Consider the following 15,485-nt stretch of genomic DNA (forward strand, 5'->3'; position numbering starts at 1 on the left):
AATGGAAGTTCCGCGCCGTCGGCCAGGGCTACGCGAGCGGCCTGCGCGGCATCGCGTCGGACTTCGGCGTCAACGTCTGACACCCGCCCCGCACCGCACGGCCCCGACGGCGGCGCCGGCCGGGAATCACCTGGCGGGCGCCGCCGTTGGCACTGTCGCAAGCACCACACCACTGGAGGCCCGACATGTACGGCGATCCCGCCACCGTTCGCAGGATTCTCACCGGACTCGGTGACACCTGGGCCGTCGTCGGCCTCTCGAACAACGAACGGCGGGCCGCGTACGGCGTCGCCGAGGTGCTGCAGCGGTACGGCAAGCGCATCGTCCCGGTCCACCCGAAGGCGGAAACGGTGCACGGCGAGAAGGGGTATGCCTCGCTCGCCGAGATCCCCTTCGACGTCGATGTCGTGGACGTCTTCGTGAACAGCGAACTCGCGGGCGCCGTCGCGGACGAGGCGGTGGCCGTCGGCGCCGACGCCGTGTGGTTCCAGCTCGGCGTCGTCGACGAGGCGGCGTACGAGCGCACCCGGGCCGCGGGCCTGGAGATGGTCATGGACCGCTGCCCCGCCATCGAGATCCCGCGGCTCGGCCCGGCGTGACGCCGTGCCGGTGTCGCGTCAGAACGGGCGCTCGGGCCAGTCGAGGAGCCGTGCGCCGATCACCGCCGTCTGCAGGGTGTAACGGTGCATCGGGAGCGCGGGGTTGGTGCCGGTGAGCCGGTGGATGCGGTCCAGGCGGTAGGTGAGAGCGCGCACGCTGAGGTTCAGGCGGCGGGCGGCCTGCGCCGCCACACAGCCCGTGTCGAAGTAGGCCGCCAGGGTCTCGATGAGGGGTTCGGCGCCGCCCCGTGCCTGCCGCAGCGGGCCGAGGGTGTTCACGACCAGGTCGGCCATGGCCTGCCGGTCGCGGCCGAGGACGGGGTAGACGAGCAGGTCGGCGGCGCGCAGCACGGCCGGGGTCAGCTCCAGGCGCTCGGCGATGTCGAGGGCGTTGAGCGCCTCTTCGTACGACTGGACGACACCGCCCGCGCCGGGCCGGGGGCGGCCGATGGCGACGCGGCCGCCCCCGGTGGCGGCGTGCGCCTGCCCGGCGAAGAAGTCGAGGACGTCGTCCTGGTCGCCGGGGGCCACGCACACCAGGCGGCCGTCCTTCGTGGTGATCAGGACGCTGCGGTCGGCGAAGCGGGCCGCGAGTGCCTGTTCCACGGCGCGCGGTGCCTTGTCGCCCTCTTCGTAGGCCCCCTCTCCCTGCGCGACGGCGACGGCGTGCGAGGAGGAGAGACGCAGGCCGAAGCGTTCGGCGCGCTCGGCGAGCAGGCCGAGGTCGCTGCGGCCGTGCAGCAGGTCGTCGATGAACTCCCGCCGTGCCGCCTCCTCCTGACGTACCGCAAGGAGTTGGGCGCGTTCATACCCCTCGGCGAAGGCGTCGACGGCCTGCTCGACGGCGGCGAGCAGGGCGGCGGCGGACACCGGTACGGCGACGGGGTCCGCGCCGTACGCGCGGGCCGCCTCCAGGTGCACGCCCACCAGGGCGCGCAGGCCGTACCCGGCGTCGGCGGCGCGTTCACCGAGCGCGCGCCGTGACTCCAGCTCGTCGCGCGTCAGCCCGCGGCCGGTGGCGGAGGCGCCGGCGAGTATTCCGGTGTAGCCGTCCAGATAGTCACCCGGTATGTCATGACCCGCCACGTACGCCCCCGATTTCCTGATCACACCCTTGTGCCTTCTCAGCGTACGAGCCGGGGGCGGAGGCAGCGGGGCCTGGCCGGTGGTCATGCGCAGTCGGCCCGGGGCCAGGTGCCGTCGGCGGGGCCCGCGGGCGGCTCGCCGGGGCGCCGGTGCCGGTGCCCGCCGGAGCGGTCCCGGCGTCGCGGGGCGACCGGGGCTTCCGGGGCAGCCAGGTCCACCGGGCCTGCCGGGGCCGCCGGGACTGCCGGGACTGCCGGGACCGCCGGGTCAGTGGGAACCGCCCGCTCGGCCGGGTCTGCCGGGTGCCGACGGATCTCGACCGACACCACGGTCCCCGCCGGGGCCGCCACATCGGCCCGGCCCGCCACGGCGTCCACCCGTGCCGTACGCACCGTGCGCACGGGCCCGACGAGGTCACCAGGCGACAGGACTGACCGGCGGGCACGGGCGCGGGCGCGCGCGTACGGGCGCACGAGCGCATACGTCACTCCCCAGGCGACCAGCGCGGACGCCACGAGCAGGCCCACGTCGGCCGCCGCGTGCGCGAGCCCCGCCCAGTGGGTGCGGGCGACGGCGGGGGTTCCCGCCAGGCTCACGGCCCAGCCGATGAACGCCATGAGCGACGCCGCCACGGCCACCGGCACTCCCCCGAGGCCCACGGCGCCCAGGTCGGCGTCCTCGTCGAAACTGTCGGCCCGGCCGACTCCCAGCGCCACGAGCAGCCAGAAGCACACCACCACAGCCATCGCGGAGCTGAAGGCCACCCCTGGCCATCCCACCGCCGCGTCGACCAACTCCCCCATGTCCCCCGCCCCCTTGACCGGTCAAGCCCGAGGACCGTGCCCACCCGGGCACCGGCTCTCGTTTCCGTGATCCGGCACCCGGGCCCTCGCCCCCCGTCTCTGCCTCCTCATACTGACGCGGCCCGCCCCTTCGGCGCACTGCCTTTTTCCGGCAATCTTTATGCTTTCTTGATGCCGCCCCGACACGGTGCGCCGCCTGTACGCGGGCCGCCTCGGTGTCGTCCGCCCGGAACCATTCGGCCCGTGCGGTCGTCTTCAGCCCGTGCACGTGTGGCGCCCGGAGCACGCGAGGAGCCGATGATGTGGGGCAATGTGTCCATGGCCGCGCTCGACCGCCTGTACTTCGGCAGGGAAGACGCCGAACGCGACGTGACGGACGGTCTCTTACGGGAGGGTTTCCTGCCCACGGCCGCGTTCCGGGCCGCACTCTCGGGGCGCAAAATGCTGATCATCGGCAGGAAAGGGTCCGGCAAGAGCGCCATCTGCATGCGGCTCCTGGAGGACGGCGCGCACGCGGGCGGGGCGCTGCTCATCACCCCGGACGACGCCGCGGGCGACGAGATCCGCAGGTTCGAGCTCCAGGGCCTTGCGGGCGACACCGCCAAGTCGCTGATCTGGCGGTACGTGTTCGCGGTGCACGCGGCACGGCACCTCGTGGCCCACGCCAGGGGCGCGCACGGGCGCAGGGAGCCCGACTCGGTGAAGGCGCTGCGCCGCTTCCTCAAGCAGAACGACGAAGAGGCAGCAGAGGCCGCGGGCGGCGCCGCGCTGCCCGGCGGGCGGCTCGGGGACCGCCTCACCCAGAGCGCGCGCGGCCTGCAGACGTCGCTGTCCCTGGAGGCGTTCGGGGTGCGGGCCGCCATGGACCTGGTGCCCGCGGGTTCCGAGGGGGCGCGCGCTGCACGGCAACTGGAGCTCGTCGAGCACGGTGTGGCACGGGCGTTCGCCGATCTGCGCTGCGCGCAGGAGCACGCTCCGCTGGTACTCCTCATCGACCAGTTGGAGCAGGTGTGGTCCGCGGAGGCCGACAGCAACTCGATGGTCGTCGGTCTGCTGCTCGCCGCCAAGCACGTGGCGGGCGCGTACGGCAGGGCGCTGCGCTGCCTGTTGTTCCTGCGGTCCGACATCTACGACTCGCTGTCGTTCGGCGAGGGCGACAAGTTCCGGGGCGACGAGGCGCGCATCGCGTGGACGGAGCCGGCGCTGCGGGAGCTGGCCCTGACCCGGGCGGCGGCCTCGGTCGGCGACGCGCTCGGCGGCGGGCCCCTGGACGACACCCGACTGTGGCAGGAGCTGTTCCCGCCCACGGTGGCGGGCGAGCCGACGCCCGCGTATCTCTTCGCGCGCTCGCTGCCGCGCCCGCGCGACGCCATCCAGTTCCTCAACCTGTGCCGGGACACGGCGGCCGACAACGGACACGGCCGGGTCCAGGAGGCCGATGTCCTCCAGGCCACCTGGCAGTTCTCCGAGTGGAAACTCAAGGACCTGGTCCAGGAGTACCTGATCGCGCACCCCTTCCTCGAACGCCTCTACCCCCTCTTCCAGAACACCGGGTACACGGTCACCAGGGGCGTACTCGGCAACCGCCTCGACGAGGCGGCGCCCACCCTGCGGCGCCTGTTCCCCGCGTACGCCGAGTCCCTCGACCTCACCGGCGTCGTCGACACCCTCTTCGCGGTCGGCTTCCTCGGCGTGCGGCGCGGCAACGACGTGATGTACGGAGGCGGCGGCGAACTGCCCGTACAACCGCACGAGAGCGAGTTCCACGTCCACCCCTGCTTCCGGGAGGCGCTCGGTGCCACGAGCCCGGTCGACCTGCGGCGGTACGAGCCGGGCGTGGTGGTCTCCCGGATGGGCTCCGGCAACATCGGCTACGCGTACGCACAGGGCAGAACGCTCGGCGTGCGCGAGTACGAACTCCTGGAGCTCGTGACCCGCTCCTGCCGGTCGGTACACGGGCAGGTGGGGCGTGCGGTCGGCCTCGGGCACGACGTGCGCGACGAGATCGCCGAGCAGGTCGGCCGGGTCCTGACCGACACCGCGGACGTACGGACACGGCTGCGCCACAACGAGTACGTGGACGTCGTCGAGCATGTGCTCACGGTCGCGGGCTACTTCAACACGCTCGCCGCACAGCTCCTCGCCAGCGGACTCGACGGCGCGTCCGGCAGCGACGGCGTCGCGCACCGCATCGACGACGAGGCACGCAGGCTGCGCAGGCTGGCGGGCGGGGCCTCCGGGAGCACCAGCGACGCGCACGTGTGAAGGCGCTGACGCCGACGCGCCGAAGGGTGCGGGCCCTGGCGTTCCGCGCGGGACGGCCCGGACGCACCGGGCCCGCCGGGAAGGGGCGCGGGATGCCCCGGGTGGGGGGTCAGCGCCCCTGGCATGGAGGCGAGAACCGGGGCATCCCGTGCCGGTCTGGGGTCGCGCTCCGTTCACGGTCCTGCCCGGCGCGCGAGCCACCGGCGGCACAAGCACCGTGGACGCGGTCGGCGTTGTCCGGCAGACTGCCGCTCCGGCAAGCGACTTCAGCGTTCATGACAACGAGTCCGCGACATGCAAGACCGTACCGGGCTCCGGGCACACGGGGACGTCGGAGTTCCGCCACTGTCGGCTTTCCGACGCCCACGACAAGCCCCACGAGACGCCCACGAAGGGAGAGCGGCGGCATGGACCCGACGCCCGCCTCCGGCCCCACCCCGCCGCGCCCGCCCGTGCTCACCGGGCTCGGCATCAGCCCCGCCGACGAGCGGGTGTACCGGGCGTTCCTCGCGGCACCCGGCTCGACGCCCGGGCAACTGGCGACGGCGACCGGCCTGACCGAACCGCGCGTGCGTCGGCATGTGCGCTCCCTCGCCCGGCTCGGGCTGCTCACCGAGGCCGCGGACGGTCCTGAGCGGTACACCCCGGCACCGCCCGACGTGGCCCTCGAAGTCCTCGCGCTGCGCCGCCAGGAGGAGATCGCGCACGCACGCCTCGCCGCGACCGGCCTCGCCGAGGAGTTCCGGGCCGGACAGTTGCGCGGCGGGGGCTCCCCGGTGCAGGTATTGCGCGGCCGTGAGGCGATCGCCCAGCAGTTCTTCCAGACGCAGCGGACGGCCAAGAGCGAGGTCCTGATCCTCGACCAACCGCCCTACGTCGTGGAACCGCTGCGGCGCCAGGACACCGTGCAGCTCGAACGCCTCGACAAGGGCGTGCGCTACCGCGCGGTCTACGACCAGGCGGGCCTCGACGGCCCCGGGCGCGCGGAGGCCACCCGGGACCTCGCGGCACGCGGCGAGGAGAGCCGGGTCCTCGCGGACGTGCCGCTGAAGCTGGTGATAGCCGACCGCAGGGTCGCGCTCGTGCCGTTCGTGCGCGCCAGCCACGAGGAGATCCTCGTCGTCCAGCAGTCCGCGCTGCTCGACGGCCTGATCGCCCTCTTCGAACTCCTCTGGCAGCGCGCCACGCCCTTGTGGCCCGCGGCCCCCGGGGCCCACGAACTGCTCTCGCCCGAGGACGAACTGCTGCTCGGGCATCTGCGCGCCGGGCTCACCGACAGCGCCATCGCCCGCCGCCTCGGCGTGGCCCAGCGCACGGTCGAACGCCGGATGAGCCGGATCATGGCGGTGCTCGGAGTGCGGACCCGCTTCCAGGCGGGGGTGCGCACGACCACGCTCTACGGTCCCGCGGACGGCGAGCCTCCCGGCGCCGCACGCGGCCGCTGACCCGCTCCCGGGGTACGTACGCGACGTCTCACCCGTGCACGTCCGCCTCCCCCGCGCTCACCGCCGCCCACGCCCCCGCCGCCAGCGTCCTGCGGTCGTCCCCGTACAGCGGCGCGTGCGCGGTGATCCGCACGGTCAGACCGCAGGCGGCGGCCACTCGCCGCAGCGATCCCCCGAAGCCCTCGTCACCGAGGAACGCCGCCGAGGTGCTGGTCGTCCCGCCGACGCGGTACGCCACCGTCACCGGCCGCACGGCCGCGCCCGCGTCCACCGCCGCCTGGAACGCGGCCCGCCGGAACCGTCCCGAGGAGACCGAGCACCACGTGGTGGCCTGCGGGAAGACAAGGGCGGACCGCCCTGACGCCAGCGTCCCGGCCAGCTCGCCCACCATCAGGGGCAGTGCGTGCCGACCGCCGTCGCGGTCGATGAACTGCGTGCCGAGGCGCCGGGCGAGCGTGCCGACGACGGGCCACCGGCCCACTTCCTTCTTGGCGACGAACGACACCGGCTCGACGGCGAGCAGCGCCACGACGTCGAGCCACGAGATGTGATTGGCGACGATCAGCGTGCCGCGGGGGGAGCCCGGCGCGCTCAGCGGTGCCGTCGGCGCCTCCAGCTCCACGCCGAGCGCGCCCAGTACCCGGCGCGCCTGGATCCGGGGCGCCACGCCCTCTCCGAGGCGCCCCCCGAGGGCCAGGCACCGGATGAGCTCGCGGGCGAGGGCCGCGTACCGCAGCCCGGCCCCCGCGGGCCCGACCCGGGCGGCCGGACGCACCGCGCAGGACCGCGGACAGCCTGCGTCGACGGCCCAGGGATTCACGCGCTCCTCCCGGGCACGGCTTCGACCCGCCCCACGGCACCGCCCGCGCCCCCACCGACAGCGCCGCCAGTGGTGTCGCCGCGCCCGGCGTCACCGAGGAAGAACCTGCGGTGCCGCTCGCTCAGCCGCTCGGTGTCGAGCAGTACGTAGAAGTCGGCGGAGTCGAACTCGGGGTCGTGCGCGGGCGCCCCGCACACCCAGGCGCCAAGGCGCAGATAGCCGCGCAGCAGGGGCGGCAGGTCGGCGTAGCCCGGGCGGTGCTCGGCGAGGTCGCCGGGCGCCCACGGGCGGTGCGGGTGCACGCGGAGATCGGGCGGTGAGGCGTGCTTGGCGGTGCCGAGCAGCCAGGCGCCCGCGGCCCCCGCGCCCCCGTCGGAGAGCGGCACGGAGGCGCAGCCCGCCAGGTAGCGGTGGCCGGAGAGCAGGACGTAGCGGGCCAGGGCCGACCACATCAGGTTGATCACGGCGCCGGAGCGATGGTCGGGGTGCACACAGGAGCGCCCGGCCTCGACGGTGGCCGGGCGCAGCGGACGCAGCGCGGTGAGGTCGAACTCCCCGTCGGAGTAGGAGCGTTCCGAGCGGCCGGGCGGGATCAGGCGGTAGGTGCCGACGACGTCGCCGCTGGTGGTGTCGGTGATGATCAAGTGGTCCGCGAGCGCGTCGAACGCGTCGATGTCGTGTCCGGGCAGCGGGGTGTCGAGCGTGGCGCCCATCTCCTCGCCGAACACCTGGAAGCGCAGCCGCTGTGCGGCGCGGATCTGCTCCTCGGAGTGGGCGATGGAGGGCACGTACGCCGGGGCACCGGTGGTGGTGGGGACGGTGGGGGTGGACGCGGCGGCTTCCGGAACGGGAGTGCTGGGTGTCGCGGGCATGACATTTTCTCCGTTCGATGGGACGGACGGGGAGTCCGCTGAAAGCGACGTACAGCAACGCGGGAGCGGGAGGGGGAGACGTACGGGAGCGGAGAGGGTCGCGAGAGCGGGGGCAATCGGGGGAGGGTCGCGGGAGCGGGCAGAGAGTCGCGGGAGCGGGGAGATCGCGGCCGAGGCCGACTACGGAAGAAGGGTGCCCGTTCAGCACGGTGACCCCCTCGGCTGAACTGCGCCCAAGGTGCGCGAGACCGATCGTGCCGACCCTCGTGAGCATCAGGTGAACGGCGGGAGCCGGGCGGGACGCGCGCCCCTCGGCCGCGCCCGGTACGGTCGACCCACAACGGCCGCCGCCCTGCGCGCGGCCCGGCGGCGGCGCCACGGGAGGGGAGCTCACCTGATGACGGGCAGCGAGCCGGACCTGACGATGACGCACGCGCTGCCGCTGGCCGGGATCACCGTGGTCAGCCTCGAACAGGCCGTCGCCGCCCCGTTCGCCACCCGGCAGCTCGCGGACCTGGGGGCGAGGGTGATCAAGGTGGAGCGCCCCGGCGGGGGCGACTTCGCGCGCCGCTACGACACCACCGTGCACGGCGAGGCCAGCTATTTCGTCTGGCTGAACCGCTCCAAGGAGTCGATCGCCCTGGACGTGAAGTCGCCCGCGGGCCAGGAGATCCTGCGTGAACTCCTCGCCGGGGCCGATGTGTTCGTCCAGAACCTCGCCCCGGGCGCGGCCGACCGCCTCGGCCTCGCTCCGCCTGACCTTCAGGCCCGCCATCCCTCCCTGATCACCTGCACGGTCAGCGGCTACGGCACCGACGGGCCCTGGGCGGACCGTAAGGCGTACGACATGCTCATGCAGTGCCAGACGGGCCTGCTCTCCCTCACCGGCACCCCCGAGGAGGCCGTGCGCGTCGGGATCTCGGTCGCCGACATCGCGGCGGGGATGTACGCCTACAGCGGCATCCTGTCGGCGCTGTTCACACGCGCGACGACCGGCAGGGCACCCGCCGTGGAGATCTCCCTCTTCGACGCGCTCGCCGAGTGGATGAGCCAGCCCGCGTACTACACCCGCCACGGCGGTACGCAGCCGCCGCGCGTCGGCGCCCGGCACGCGACGGTGGCGCCCTATGGCGTGTTCGTCGCCGCCGACGGCAAGGAGGTGCTGATCTCGGTGCAGAACGAGCCGGAGTGGGCGGCGCTGTGCGAACGGTTCCTGGGGCGGCGGGAGCTGGTGGCCGACCCGCGCTTCGCCACCGGTTCCGCGCGGGTCGCGCACCGCGAGGATCTTGACGCGGCCGTCGCCGCGCGGTTCGCGGAGCTGTCCGGGGACGAGGCGGTGGCCCTGCTCGACGCGGCCGGCATCGCCAACGCGGGCGTCAACACCGTCACGGACTTCCTGGAACATCCCGTTCTCGCCGCCCGCGACCGCTGGCGTGACGTGGGACTGCCGGGGGCGGCGCCGGACTTCCCGGCGCTCCTGCCCCCTGTCGCGCTCTCCGGGGTGAGCCCGCGCATGGGCCCCGTGCCTGGCGTGGGGGAACACACGGAGAAGATCCTGGCCGGTCTCGGCCGGGACGCGGCCGACATCGAGCGGCTGCGCGCCGAGGGCGTCATCGCACCCCTACAGGAGGGGCAGTAGCCCGCGCGCACGCCAACGGGTCTGGGAGCGAGCAGTTCGGGGCCGTGGTGCACCTCAGTACGCGCCCGCGTGGGCCGGTGGGACCGACACCGCCATGGTCATCTCAAGCGGCTCCGCGCCCCTGTTGTGGTAGCCGTGCGCCGCGTTCGCCTCGAACGACGCCGCGGATCCGGCCGCGACGAGGTGCTCGTCGCCGTCCACGACCAGCGTCAGCTCCCCCGTCCTGACGTGCAGCAGCTCCAGCGTGCCCGGCGGGTGCCCGTCGGAGTCGCTGCCCTCGCCCGGCATCAGATGCCATGTCCACAGCTCGAAAGGCCCCCGGGACTCCGTGCCCACGAGCAGGGTCGTGCTGCTGCCCGCGTCCGTGGACCACATCCGCACCGCACGCTCGGGCGGCACGAGGCGGACCTGCGGGCCCTGCTCGTGGTCGAGCAGCGTGGTGATGCTGACGCCGAGCGCGTCCGCGATCTTGACCGTGATGCCCACGCTGGGGTTCGTGCGGGCCTGCTCGATCTGGATGATCATGCCTCGGCTGACGCCCGCGCGGGCCGCGAGCGCGTCGAGCGTGAAGTTCCGTTCGGTCCGCCAGCGCTTGAGGTTGCGCGCGAGGGACTGAGTGAGCTGGTCGAGGTCCGACACATTCCGTCCAATATTCTGGATGACAGAGTTCACTTTGATGAACTACGGTGCGGTGCACCCGAGGGTTCCCGAAGGTTCACCACACTGTACTGCCCGGTTTTCGTGTCAGGACTGCCCGGCGGCCCGCGGCTCAGGGACCTTCCAGCTCCGTCAGCTCCGACAGCTCCGACAGCGCGAGCAACTGCTCGGGAGTGACGCCCTCGGGTATGGGCACCGGCGCCGGCGTGCGCAGCGGCGGCTCCCAGCCGCGCTCCGCGCACCACGTCCGCACCACCCGCGCGGGCGCCCCCGCCACCACCGCGTGGTCGGGGACCTCGCCGCGCACCACGGCGCCCGCGGCCACCACCACATTGCGGCCGATCCGGGCTCCCGGCAGGATCACGGCGCCCGTGCCGATCCAGCAGCCGGAGCCGATCTCGACCGGCTCCATCCGCGGCCACTGTTTGCCGATGGGCGTATGCGGGTCGTCGTACGAATGGTTCGTCGACGTCACGTACACATACGGCCCGAAGTAGCAGTCGTCGCCGACGGTCACCGTGGTGTCCGCGATGATGTGGCTGCCGCGGCCGAGCACCACGCCGTCCCCGATGCGCAGGATCGGGTCCGGGCCGAGGTCGAGGTCGGGCATCAACCCCGCGGTGAGCGTGACCTGTTCGCCCACGATGCAGTGCGCGCCGAGCCGGATCCAGGGCGCCCCGAAGACCGTGCCCTGCGGGAACGCCAGCTTCGTGCCCTCGCCGATCGCGCCGAACCGCAGCCGCCCGGGCCGGCGCGCGGTCACCGCGCCCGTGCGCTGCACCCAGTCCCACCCGGCGTGGACGGCGCGCTGCGCCACGCCGCGCCGCCAGGCGGCCAGCGATGAGAACACGTTCTTGCTTCTGGGCACCTGCTCACGTTACTCGCGGGGCCCGTACCGGGCACCGCCGCCACCTGTGATCTTCACCCCATGCGGCGGCGCCCGGGCGGCCTTCACGTACCGTCCCGTACGGTTCGCTCAGGTGCGACGACGAACGACAAGGGAGAGCAAGCCGATGAGCCAGCAGGCACTCGTCATGGGCTTCGGCGGCAAGGAGCCGAAAGTGGACCAGGAGGCCTTCACCGCGCCGACGGCGGTGGTGATCGGCGAGGTGACCCTCGGCGCGCGGGCGAGCGCCTGGTACGGCGCCGTCCTGCGCGCCGACTTCGGGCCGATCGAGATCGGCGCCGACAGCAACATCCAGGACAACTGCAGCCTGCACGTCGACCCGGACTTCCCCCTCACGGTCGGGGAGCGGGTCTCGATCGGCCACAACGCGGTCCTGCACGGCTGCACCGTGGGGGACGACTCCCTAGTCGGCATGGGCGCCACCGTGCTCAACGGGGCCCGGATCGGAGCCGGTTCCCTGGTCGCGGCGGGGTCCCTCGTACCGCAGCGGATGCGGGTGCCCGCCGGTTCCCTGGTCGCCGGTGTGCCCGCGAAGGTCGTACGGGAACTGACGGAGGAGGAGCGCGCGGAGCTCACCCTCAACGCCACCGTGTACGTGGAGCTCGCGCAGGCCCACCGCGAGGCCCTCAGCCGCCCCGCCTGACGCGGGTCCGGCCCTCGGACGGCAACTTCCCGGAGGCCAGGCAGGAGTTGCCCTGCCCGCACACGCACGCCGCGTAGGTAGGGCTCGGCTCAGCCGGCGGCCGGAGCGCGCGTTCCGCTGAGCTCCGCCTCGGCCTCCGGGGCAGCTCCCGACGCGTCCGCGTCCGGGGCGCCCGCGCCGGCCCCCTCGGCGGTCCGGGCGGCGTACTCCTCCGCCGCCTTCTTCGCGCGTCGCTTGACCAGCAGCATCGAGCCGATGCCGATGAGGACGGCGATGCCGAGACCGACGTACGAGAAGCGCTTGAGCCAGTCCTCGGCGACCACGCCGATGTAGTAGATGACCGCGGTGGTGCCACCCGCCCAGACGATGCCGCCGAGGACGTTGGCGATGGCGAACTTCCAGTACGGCATCCGAAGGACGCCCGCGAGCGGCCCGGCGAAGATGCGCAGGAGTGCGACGAAGCGGCCGAAGAAGACGGCCCACATGCCCCACTTCTGGAAGGACCGCTCGGCACTGCCGACATTCGCCTCACTGAAGTGCTTGGGGAACTTCCGCCCCAGCCAGGCCAGCAGTGGCCTGCCGCCCTTGCGCCCGATCGCATAGCCGATGGAGTCGCCGATCACCGCACCGGCGGTGGCGCAGGCGCCGAGGATCACCGGGTTCACATCGCCGTGCTGGGACGAGAGCAGCGCGGCGGAGACCAGGACGATCTCACCCGGCAGCGGGATGCCCAGCGACTCCAGGCCGATGACCAGTCCGACGAGCGCGTAGACGCTGACGGCGGGTACGTTCTCCAGCCACTCCTGGACGTGCAACCCCGGTTCCTTCCGCTGCGCAGGTGAGCCCCCCGGCGTGCGCGCCCTTGTCGATCACGCACGCCGGGGAAGCCTACCTGCTCAGCGGCGACCACCCGGCTGCGGTCGGCGCGGACACCCGGCCGCGGCCGGAGCGGCCGACAGCCCTGTGTGTCCGCGGCCAACAGCCCTACTTGTCCTTCGAGTCGTTCGGCCGCAGGGTCCACACGACGGTCATCTCGCCGGTCACGGCGCCGTCCTCGCGCGTGATGGCGATGGCGACGGGGAACTCCGGGCGCTGCCCCGCGTCGAGCTCGGCGACCACATCGGCGACGGGACGGCCGAGCGTGGCGGTGGCCTTGACCGTTCCCATGGCGAGCTTCTTGTACGCGATGTCGGCACGCACCGCGAGCGGCACGGCGCGGGAGAGCTGCGCCCCGAAGGCGGCGAGCACGATGGCGCCGCTCGCGGACTCCCCCAGCGTGAACATGGCTCCGGCGTGCGGCCCGCCCACGTGGTTGTGGTAGTCGCCCTGGTCGGGCAGGACGACCACGGCCCGCTCCGGGGTGGTCTCGGTGAACTGGAGGTTCAGCGTCCGGGCCATCGGCACGGTGGCGGCGAGCATCTCGCCGATCGACATCTGGTCTGCGCTCATACCCGAACGTTACCCACGAGTAGCCTCACTTGGCCAGGCCCTTCCCAGCGTTCGCGGACGCACTCATAGGGTGATCCGCCATGGACCCACAGGAACCCAACCCGTACCTGCGGCCGGGCTACCACCAGCCAGGGCCGCCGACCCTGCCAGGACCCCCGAGCCAACCAGGGCCGCCGAACCAACCGGGGCCGCCGAACCAGCCCGGCGGGAACAGCACCCGGGCCGTAGCCCTCATCGCGGCCCTCGCCGTCGTCGTGGCCGCGGGCGTCACCGGCTTTCTCGTACTCGGCGGTGACGAGAACGACTCCGCGAAGCCCGGCCCGGACCGCTCGACCTCCTCCCCCGGCCCCACCGGCGCCGACCGCCGCGGCGAGGACGGCGGCGTCGAGCCGACGATCCCCAACTGGAAGACGGTGGTGAACCCCAAGCGGGGCATCGCCTTCGACGTGCCCGCGGGGTGGTCCCCGAAGAGTGTCACCTGGGTCTCCTATGTGTCGGACGAGGCGAAGGAAGCCGCCGGCGACGAGGACAACCGCCTCGCCGCGATGGCCGCGCCCGCCTACCTCAAGGAGCGGTGGTGCGCGTCCGACGAGGAGAAGGACGGCGCCATCGAGTACGCGCCCCTCGGCGGCGCGGGCACCAGGAGCAACAAGGGTTTCAAGAACACCGAGGACGTCGCACGCGAGGACGCGACCGCGTGGGTGTACGGCGCGTACGCCCAGCCGGAACGCGGCAAGGTGACGTCCGGCCCGGTGCAGGCCTACACCACGAAGTCCGGCATCACGGGCAGCCTCGCCACGGCCGCGTCGTCCGGCGTCACGAAGGACGCGAAGTGCGACACCGACGGCAAGGCGACGGTGTTCGCGTTCAAGGACCGCGGGGGCGAGTTCGTCTCATGGGCCTTCCACGGCGCCAAGGACGTGCAGGAGGAGATCCCGGACGCGACGGTCATGAAGATCCTCGACACGGTGCGGCTGCAGGGCGAACCGACGGCGTGAGGCCGGGGGCACGGCCCCTCCTCATCACCCCTCACCACCCCTCCCCACCACTCCTCGCACCGCTTCTTCACCACTTCGTCACCGCCTCGTCCGCTCCCTGCCCCGGTGCCCGTCCGGGAGGCGGCCGGGCGTGGCACCCGGGGGCCCGCCCATCTATGGTTACTGGCCATGTGGCCAGAACAGCAGCCGCCCGGGGGCGAGCAGAACCCGCAGGACCCGGGTGCCAACCCGTACCAGCAGCCCGGGTACCAGCAGCCGAATCCGTACCAGCAGCCCGGCCATCAGCAGCAGCCGGGTCACCAGCCGCCGCCCGCCGGGCAGCCCAACCCGTACCAGCAGCCGCCCGTCGGGCAGCCGACGGCCGGGCAGCCGCAGTGGGGGGCGCCGACCTTCCCGATGGGCGCGCCGCAGGCCGGCGGCCCGGAGGGGAGCGGCGGTGGCAACGGTGACGGCAGGAAGACGAAGATCACGGCCATCGTCGCGGCGGCCGCCGTGGTCGTGGCCGCGGGCGTCACCGGCTTCCTGGTCCTCGGCGGTGACGGCGACGACAAGGACGGCAAGTCCGACAAGGCCGCCACCAAGCCCTCCAAGTCGGTCTCCAAGAAGCCGACCACCGAGCCGTCGGACGACGACAACCCGCGCGGCACCGGTGGCGACCCCAAGCCGACGGTTCCCGGCTGGCAGGTCGTCGTGAACCCCAAGTGGGGCACCGCGTTCGACGTGCCGCCGGACTGGAAGGTCGAGTCCCCCGACACCTTCATCGGGTTCGAGGACAAAAAGGGCGACGGCACCAAGCCGCTGATCATCATGTCCGCGCCCGCCGTCTACCAGGAGAAGTGGTGCTCGTCCGACGACGACAATGACGGCAAGACGGACGACACGTCGCTCGCCGTGGTCGGCACCAAGGGGCAGAACGGCGCCAAGAACACCAAGGACGTCGCGCGCAACGACTCGGCGTGGTGGGTCTTCGGCGGCTACACCGGCCAGAAGAAGTCGGACAAGAAGAAGATCAAGATCGGCAAGGTGGAGTCGTACACCACCAAGTCCGGCATCGAGGGCAGTGTCACGACGGCCACGACGTCCGGTGTGCCCAAGAAGGACAAGTGCGACTCCGACGGCAAGGCCACGACGTTCGCGTTCAAGAACGCTTCCGGTGACTACGTGGCCTGGACGCTGCACGGCGCCAAGGGCGTGAAGGAGGAGATCTCCGACGCCCAGGTGAAGAAGATCCTCGCGACGGTGCGGCTGCTCGGGGACGCCGAGGAGTCCTGATCCGTCACGTACCGCCCCGGCCGACGGGCG

16 protein-coding genes are annotated in these 15,485 nt (G+C 72.9%); 8 read left to right on the top strand and 8 right to left on the bottom strand.

Annotated features, from left to right (window positions below; all coding sequences use genetic code 11):
• Together IG78_RS48665 and IG78_RS0136525 are read left to right on the top strand one after the other, a co-directional pair.
• On the top strand, positions 1 to 80 hold an 80-nt coding region (locus tag IG78_RS48665), incomplete at its 5' end, for a TerD family protein (protein WP_249926131.1).
• 105 nt (positions 81 to 185) lie between these two features.
• On the top strand, positions 186 to 599 hold the full coding sequence (locus tag IG78_RS0136525) for a CoA-binding protein (RefSeq protein WP_030572392.1): 414 nt from the start codon (positions 186 to 188) through the stop codon (positions 597 to 599).
• A gap of 18 nt (positions 600 to 617) precedes the next feature.
• Here IG78_RS0136525 and IG78_RS0136530 read toward each other — a convergent pair whose 3' ends face one another.
• The gene (locus IG78_RS0136530; RefSeq protein ID WP_030572395.1) at positions 618 to 1,685 is read right to left on the bottom strand and encodes a PucR family transcriptional regulator; all 1,068 of its coding nucleotides are present in this window, start codon (positions 1,683 to 1,685) and stop codon (positions 618 to 620) included.
• Positions 1,686 to 1,768: 83 nt separating this feature from the next.
• Entirely contained in the window at positions 1,769 to 2,488 is a 720-nt protein-coding gene (locus IG78_RS49750) for a hypothetical protein (RefSeq protein ID WP_157855996.1), read from the bottom strand.
• A gap of 300 nt (positions 2,489 to 2,788) precedes the next feature.
• On the opposite strand from IG78_RS49750, the gene IG78_RS0136540 reads away from it, so the two are divergent.
• Together IG78_RS0136540 and IG78_RS0136545 are read left to right on the top strand one after the other, a co-directional pair.
• A complete protein-coding gene (locus IG78_RS0136540; protein WP_030572401.1) occupies positions 2,789 to 4,753 on the top strand; it encodes a P-loop ATPase, Sll1717 family in 1,965 nt (654 codons plus the stop codon).
• A 407-nt stretch (positions 4,754 to 5,160) separates the two neighbouring features.
• Positions 5,161 to 6,198, top strand: coding sequence for a TrmB family transcriptional regulator (locus tag IG78_RS0136545; RefSeq protein ID WP_051853320.1), 1,038 nt, complete (start codon positions 5,161 to 5,163; stop codon positions 6,196 to 6,198).
• A gap of 28 nt (positions 6,199 to 6,226) precedes the next feature.
• On the opposite strand, the gene IG78_RS0136550 is transcribed toward IG78_RS0136545, so the two are convergent.
• Positions 6,227 to 7,018, bottom strand: coding sequence for a lysophospholipid acyltransferase family protein (locus tag IG78_RS0136550; RefSeq protein WP_225882241.1), 792 nt, complete (start codon positions 7,016 to 7,018; stop codon positions 6,227 to 6,229).
• Complete coding sequence (locus IG78_RS0136555) at positions 7,015 to 7,890, bottom strand: GNAT family N-acetyltransferase (protein ID WP_078965634.1); 876 nt, start codon at positions 7,888 to 7,890, stop codon at positions 7,015 to 7,017. The genes IG78_RS0136550 and IG78_RS0136555 overlap by 4 nt, the downstream gene beginning before the upstream one ends.
• Before the next feature lie 397 nt (positions 7,891 to 8,287).
• Between IG78_RS0136555 and IG78_RS0136560 the strand changes: the two genes are divergently transcribed.
• Positions 8,288 to 9,529, top strand: a complete 1,242-nt coding sequence (locus IG78_RS0136560) for a CaiB/BaiF CoA transferase family protein (protein ID WP_404827762.1) — start codon at positions 8,288 to 8,290, stop codon at positions 9,527 to 9,529.
• Positions 9,530 to 9,583: 54 nt separating this feature from the next.
• Here IG78_RS0136560 and IG78_RS0136565 read toward each other — a convergent pair whose 3' ends face one another.
• Complete coding sequence (locus tag IG78_RS0136565) at positions 9,584 to 10,168, bottom strand: helix-turn-helix domain-containing protein (RefSeq protein ID WP_030572419.1); 585 nt, start codon at positions 10,166 to 10,168, stop codon at positions 9,584 to 9,586.
• 130 nt (positions 10,169 to 10,298) lie between these two features.
• Complete coding sequence (locus IG78_RS0136570; RefSeq protein ID WP_030572423.1) at positions 10,299 to 11,054, bottom strand: acyltransferase; 756 nt, start codon at positions 11,052 to 11,054, stop codon at positions 10,299 to 10,301.
• Between the two features lie 145 nt (positions 11,055 to 11,199).
• Here IG78_RS0136570 and IG78_RS0136575 point away from each other — a divergent pair, with 145 nt between their 5' ends.
• Positions 11,200 to 11,736 carry a gamma carbonic anhydrase family protein gene (locus IG78_RS0136575; protein WP_030572426.1) on the top strand — a complete coding sequence of 179 codons (537 nt, stop codon included), beginning with the start codon at positions 11,200 to 11,202 and terminating at the stop codon, positions 11,734 to 11,736.
• Between the two features lie 89 nt (positions 11,737 to 11,825).
• Here the strand turns inward: IG78_RS0136575 and IG78_RS0136580 are convergent, their stop codons facing one another.
• The gene (locus tag IG78_RS0136580; RefSeq protein ID WP_078965636.1) at positions 11,826 to 12,551 is read right to left on the bottom strand and encodes a DedA family protein; all 726 of its coding nucleotides are present in this window, start codon (positions 12,549 to 12,551) and stop codon (positions 11,826 to 11,828) included.
• Between the two features lie 169 nt (positions 12,552 to 12,720).
• On the bottom strand, positions 12,721 to 13,185 hold the full coding sequence (locus IG78_RS0136585) for a DUF4442 domain-containing protein (RefSeq protein ID WP_078965638.1): 465 nt from the start codon (positions 13,183 to 13,185) through the stop codon (positions 12,721 to 12,723).
• Between the two features lie 80 nt (positions 13,186 to 13,265).
• Between IG78_RS0136585 and IG78_RS0136590 the strand changes: the two genes are divergently transcribed.
• Positions 13,266 to 14,183 (top strand): DUF8017 domain-containing protein, encoded by a 918-nt coding sequence (locus IG78_RS0136590; RefSeq protein ID WP_030572435.1) that lies wholly within the window; start codon positions 13,266 to 13,268, stop codon positions 14,181 to 14,183.
• Between the two features lie 168 nt (positions 14,184 to 14,351).
• Positions 14,352 to 15,455: a DUF8017 domain-containing protein gene (locus IG78_RS0136595; protein WP_030572439.1), complete on the top strand. Its 1,104-nt coding sequence runs from the start codon at positions 14,352 to 14,354 to the stop codon at positions 15,453 to 15,455.
• Positions 15,456 to 15,485 lie beyond the last annotated feature (30 nt).

This window comes from Streptomyces aureocirculatus (assembly GCF_000720475.1).
GTDB classification, from domain to species: Bacteria; Actinomycetota; Actinomycetes; order Streptomycetales; family Streptomycetaceae; genus Streptomyces; species Streptomyces aureocirculatus.

Bases quoted from the DNA above. Each gene is read 5' to 3' on its own strand.
- IG78_RS0136525 (WP_030572392.1), top strand. From the start codon at position 186: ATGTACGGCGATCCCGCCACCGTTCGCAGGATTCTCACCGGACTCGGT.
- IG78_RS49750 (WP_157855996.1), bottom strand. From the start codon at position 2,488: ATGGGGGAGTTGGTCGACGCGGCGGTGGGATGGCCAGGGGTGGCCTTC.
- IG78_RS0136540 (WP_030572401.1), top strand. From the start codon at position 2,789: ATGTGGGGCAATGTGTCCATGGCCGCGCTCGACCGCCTGTACTTCGGC.
- IG78_RS0136545 (WP_051853320.1), top strand. From the start codon at position 5,161: ATGGACCCGACGCCCGCCTCCGGCCCCACCCCGCCGCGCCCGCCCGTG.
- IG78_RS0136555 (WP_078965634.1), bottom strand. From the start codon at position 7,890: ATGCCCGCGACACCCAGCACTCCCGTTCCGGAAGCCGCCGCGTCCACC.
- IG78_RS0136560 (WP_404827762.1), top strand. From the start codon at position 8,288: ATGACGGGCAGCGAGCCGGACCTGACGATGACGCACGCGCTGCCGCTG.
- IG78_RS0136575 (WP_030572426.1), top strand. From the start codon at position 11,200: ATGAGCCAGCAGGCACTCGTCATGGGCTTCGGCGGCAAGGAGCCGAAA.
- IG78_RS0136585 (WP_078965638.1), bottom strand. From the start codon at position 13,185: ATGAGCGCAGACCAGATGTCGATCGGCGAGATGCTCGCCGCCACCGTG.
- IG78_RS0136590 (WP_030572435.1), top strand. From the start codon at position 13,266: ATGGACCCACAGGAACCCAACCCGTACCTGCGGCCGGGCTACCACCAG.
- IG78_RS0136595 (WP_030572439.1), top strand. From the start codon at position 14,352: ATGTGGCCAGAACAGCAGCCGCCCGGGGGCGAGCAGAACCCGCAGGAC.